The following is a 4,256-nucleotide window of genomic DNA, read 5'->3' as shown; positions in this document are numbered from 1 at the left end:
GTGGCCGTTGACGAAGCGGATCCGGTCGACGCTAAAAAGGTGGTTATCGTAGCTGGAGATGAACATCTGGTACTCGCCGTTTTGCAGGCGGTACACGCCGCTCTTGGCGGTGGCGATGACGGGTGCGCCGTCGGCGTCGAAGGTGAGGCTCGCAGCGGCGAAGGGCAGGACGGGCGGTTCGTTGGCGTCGGGCGGCGGCTGGACGTCGTTGGGATCGGTGATGTTGGGATCGACGGCATTCGGATCGGTTTCGTTGGGTTCGACGTCGTTGGGTTCCACTACGTTCGGTTCGGTGGCGTTGGGATCGACGGCGTTGGGATCGAGGTCATTCGGATCGGGCGTAGGTCCCGGGCATCCGGCCAGCAGCATCGTCAACGCGCAGCCGAGCGCAAACAGATTGAGCCTGTGCGTGCGGTTCATGGTTTGTCCCCCTTCAATTCCCGGACTTCTCTGGAGGAATTGTAGCCGGGCAAAATGGTCGATCCATTCGGGTGTCGCAAGGCGGTGAGAGGCAAAGGGATTGCATTCGATGGAGCGGATGCCATAATGATCGGACGGTCACGACGACGTTTTGAAGCGCACGATTCGGGCAGGTTCGTTATGAGCGATTTGGCGAAATGGGTTGATCCTTTCATTGGAGTCGACGGCTGCGGCAACTGTCTGTGCGGGCCGCACCTGCCTTATAGCCTGGTCCGCCTGGGTCCGGACGTGGTGTATCCTCAGCCGTCGAGCGGTTACCGCAGCAATCGGCCGATTGTCGGGTTTAGCCACACGCACGTCAGCGGAACCGGCGGCGGCGGTCGCTACGGCAACGTTTTGATGACGCCGATCACCGGTCCGCTGCGGATCGGTTTCGATCCGTACGAGCGGCAGGACGAGCGGGCCGGGGCCGGCTACTACGCGGTGCGGCTGGCGCCGGCTGGGATCGAGGTGGAACTGACCGTCACGCCGCGGGTCGGTGTCCACCGGTACCGCTTTCCGCGTGGCGTTGAGTCGGGTGTGGTGGTGGACGTCGGGGCGGTGATTCAGCCGCCGGAGTGGATGCCGGTCAGCGAGTGGGCGTATTCGATCGGCGGGTTCGCCGAGTTCATCTCCGACACCGAAATCGTCGGCCGAGGCAACTACCGCGGCGGGTGGGGCCATACATTCCCGTACTCGGTCTACTTCTACGCGCGGTTCGATCGGCCGATCCGCGAGCGGATCCTGGCTAATGGGGCGCGGTACGTGCCCGGCCAGAAGGTGGTTGAGGGACCGGGCGTCAAGGTGGCGGCGGGATTCGGCGACGTCGGCGAGCTTAACGTCCAGGTGGGTGTCTCTTACGTCAGCGTCGCCAACGCGCGGAGAAGCGTCGAACGCCAGACCGCCGGCAAGACTTTTGACGCCGTCCGCGCCGACGCCCGCCATACCTGGAACCAGGCCCTTTCGCGGATCGCGGTCGAGGGCGGAAGCGAGTCGCAGAAGACGCTGTTTTACACGTCGTTTTCGCGTCTGATCGCCATGCCCAGCGACCTGGGCGTCGACGATGAGAACCCGGCGTGGACATCGGGCGTGCGGCATTTCACCGATTACTACTGTTTGTGGGACAGCGTTCGCAACGCCAACTCGCTGATCTCGCTGTTCGATCCGGAAACCGAGGCGGCGATGCTGAACTGCCTGCTGGACGTGCAGGAGCATATCGGCTGGCTGCCCGACGCGTGGATCGCTGGGCACAGCGCCCAGATCCAGGGCGGCAGCTCAGCGGACATTCTGCTGTGCGAAGCGGCGCTCAAGGGCATCGAGGGGATCGACTATGCGAAGGCGTTGCGGGCGATGCGGAAGAACGCCGAGGTCGAGTCGCCCGATCCGTGGCTGTACGGCCGGCACCTGAAGGACTATCGCGATCTGGGCTACGTCTCGACGGACGTGCGAAAAAGCTGCGTGTCGCGCCACCTGGAGTACGCGTATCAGGACTGGTGCATCGGCCGGTTGGCTGAGCACCTGGGCCAGGCCGAGGTGGCCAAGCGGTACTACGCCAGTTCGCGGAAGGTGTGGAACCTGTGGCGCGAGGAGTTGGGGTTCTTTGCGCCGCGCCGGCCGGATGGGAGTTGGGCCGGGCCGTTCGACCCGGCTGGGTGTCTGCCGGATTCGTGGAACGATCCGTTCTTTTATGAGGGCACAAGCTGGCAGTGGTCGTTCAGCGTTCATCACGACTTTGCCGGGCTGATCGCTCGCGTCGGCGGGCCGGAGGCGTTCGTCCGGCGGCTGGACGGGTTCTTCGAGCGCGGCTACTACCACTCGAAGGAGACGATCCTGCACGTGCCTTACCTCTATATCTACGCGGGCCGGCCGGACAAGACGGCGGAGCGGGTCCGCTGGGCGCTGGAGCGGTATTTCGAGCCGACCCGCGACGGGATCAAGGACAATGAGGACATGGGCTGTCAGAGCGCGTTCTACATGGGCTCGACGATGGGCCTCTATCCGGTGATGGGCCAGGACCTGTGGCTGCTGACCGCACCGGCGTTTGCGCGGACGACGGTGCAGCTCGGTCAGAGCGGCAGGCAGTTGGTCATCGAGGCGCCGCAGGCGGGTCCGAAGGGGCATTACATCGCGTCGGCCACACTCGACGGCCGGCCGCTCGACCGCGCGTGGCTGCGTCATGGCGAGATCGTCGGCGGCGCGGTTTTGCGGTTCGAGCTGTCCGAGACGCCCGCCGATTGGGGCCGCCAGCCGCCGCCTTCACCCTTGTCCAATCCGGAATGACGCGGTGACGGCATGGCCTTCGAGGCCGCCCGCCGCGGGTTTGGAGGGGTTTTCAGATCGTTTCGACCAGCGCGCGGTGCACCGTTTCGGCGACGACCTGGTTGCCGTCGTCGGTCAGATGCACGCCGTCCGGCTTGATGTAGCGGCCGTTGCCGTCCTTTTTGCCGGCTTCGCGCAGGGCGCGGTCGATGTCGGCCAGCACCAGCCGGTGCGTCCGCGCGAATTCGCGCGTCGCCTGGCGGTACTGCTCGAGGCAGCCGTCCAGGCCGCCGTAGGGCTTGTAGAACGCCTCGTTGCTCCAGCAGTGCCACTCGTCGATCACCGGCGGGAAGACCAGCAGGGCCATCTCGGCTTTGGCGCGATCGACGATCGCCGCCCGCATCGTCTCGAGATTGGCTTGGAACTCGGTCACCGGCACGTGCCGGGCCGGATCGTGCGTGGCGTCGTTGCCGCCGAACTCGACGAGCACGACGTCCGGCTGATGCGCCAGGACGGCGGGCTCGATCCGCGCCAGCCCCTCGCGCGACGTCTCGCCGCCCACGCCGGAGTTGACCATCGTGAAGTTTCGTCCGGGCAGCGCCTCGGCCAGCGATCGGCCCAGCCGCGTCAGCCATTTTTTCTCCGCCGACTGCTCCATCGACAGCGTGATGGAGTCGCCGTAACCGACGATGACCGTATTCGCATTCGATCTCGATGACATAGATTGCTTTGCTCCTACCGTGTTGGCACAACATCGTATCCTGCCGCCATCTTCCATACAAGTGGGCGTCACTCTTGCTCCCTCAAGAAGACCGGCACGGAGCACGCGGACCACGCGGAGAGAACTTGCGGATTGGGAAGCAGCCGATCGGGGCGGATGGGGTGTGCGTTTTGTACAAAACGCGCGATCCGTACCAGTCCGGGATTCAGGGGTCGCGGTTGGAGGGTGTTGTTCAAGCGATGGTTGCGCGGGCTTTGTACAATTTGTGAAATCTGCGCGCCCCTGTCCGGCGGGGAATTTGGCGGTCAGGAGCTCCGGTAAACCGGGCGGGAGCCGGATGTACGTTTTGTACAGAACGTACGATTTGTCGGGGAGCGGTTCTTTGCGGGAGTGCGGTGAACCGGGCGGGGCGGCGTGCGGGGGTTTTGTACAAATTGTAGGATTTGCCAGGCCCCTCGCTCCCGCGGAGCGAACGGGGAGAAAGGAGAGAGGGCAACCGGGTATGGAGTTATCAAACGTCGCGCGAGGCGACGCGCGGGCGGGAAGTGGATGGTTCCCGCAGGATAAGGATAGCACGGGATTGCCAGGGATGCAAATCGGCGGTTCTGGAGACGCAGGCAGAGACGCCGAAAGGGATGTCTACAGAAGCGCAGGAAACGGGCCAGGAATGTGGGCGGCGGGAGGCTGCGAAGGCGGCGGGAGATCGGAAGCGTTGCCGTTCTAATCAAGACAACAAAACACGCCGCGTCTGAAGAGCCCTCCGCCAGCGGACAAGGGAAAGAGATTCCGACCCCTCCCCTTCCGCCCTCCGCGTGTT

The 4,256-nt window shown here is 64.5% G+C and carries 3 protein-coding genes; 1 reads left to right on the top strand and 2 read right to left on the bottom strand.

All coding sequences use genetic code 11. The features are described 5' to 3' along the window. Positions 1–420, bottom strand: a 420-nt coding sequence (locus tag GXY33_15345) for a hypothetical protein (GenBank protein ID NLX06513.1), incomplete at its 3' end; no start/stop codon positions are given. Between the two features lie 180 nt (positions 421–600). Between GXY33_15345 and GXY33_15340 the strand changes: the two genes are divergently transcribed. Further along, positions 601–2,739, top strand: coding sequence for an alpha-mannosidase (locus tag GXY33_15340; GenBank protein NLX06512.1), 2,139 nt, complete (start codon positions 601–603; stop codon positions 2,737–2,739). A 52-nt stretch (positions 2,740–2,791) separates the two neighbouring features. Here GXY33_15340 and GXY33_15335 read toward each other — a convergent pair whose 3' ends face one another. Further along, entirely contained in the window at positions 2,792–3,439 is a 648-nt protein-coding gene (locus GXY33_15335) for a hypothetical protein (protein ID NLX06511.1), read from the bottom strand. Positions 3,440–4,256: the final 817 nt, after the last annotated feature.

This window comes from Phycisphaerae bacterium (assembly GCA_012729815.1).
GTDB lineage: Bacteria > Planctomycetota > Phycisphaerae > JAAYCJ01 > JAAYCJ01 > JAAYCJ01.
This window is presented reverse-complemented; position numbering and strand designations above follow the sequence as displayed.

Excerpts from the sequence above, each read along its gene's own strand:
- GXY33_15340 (NLX06512.1), top strand. The coding sequence starts at position 601 with ATGAGCGATTTGGCGAAATGGGTTGATCCTTTCATTGGAGTCGACGGC.
- GXY33_15335 (NLX06511.1), bottom strand. The coding sequence starts at position 3,439 with ATGTCATCGAGATCGAATGCGAATACGGTCATCGTCGGTTACGGCGAC.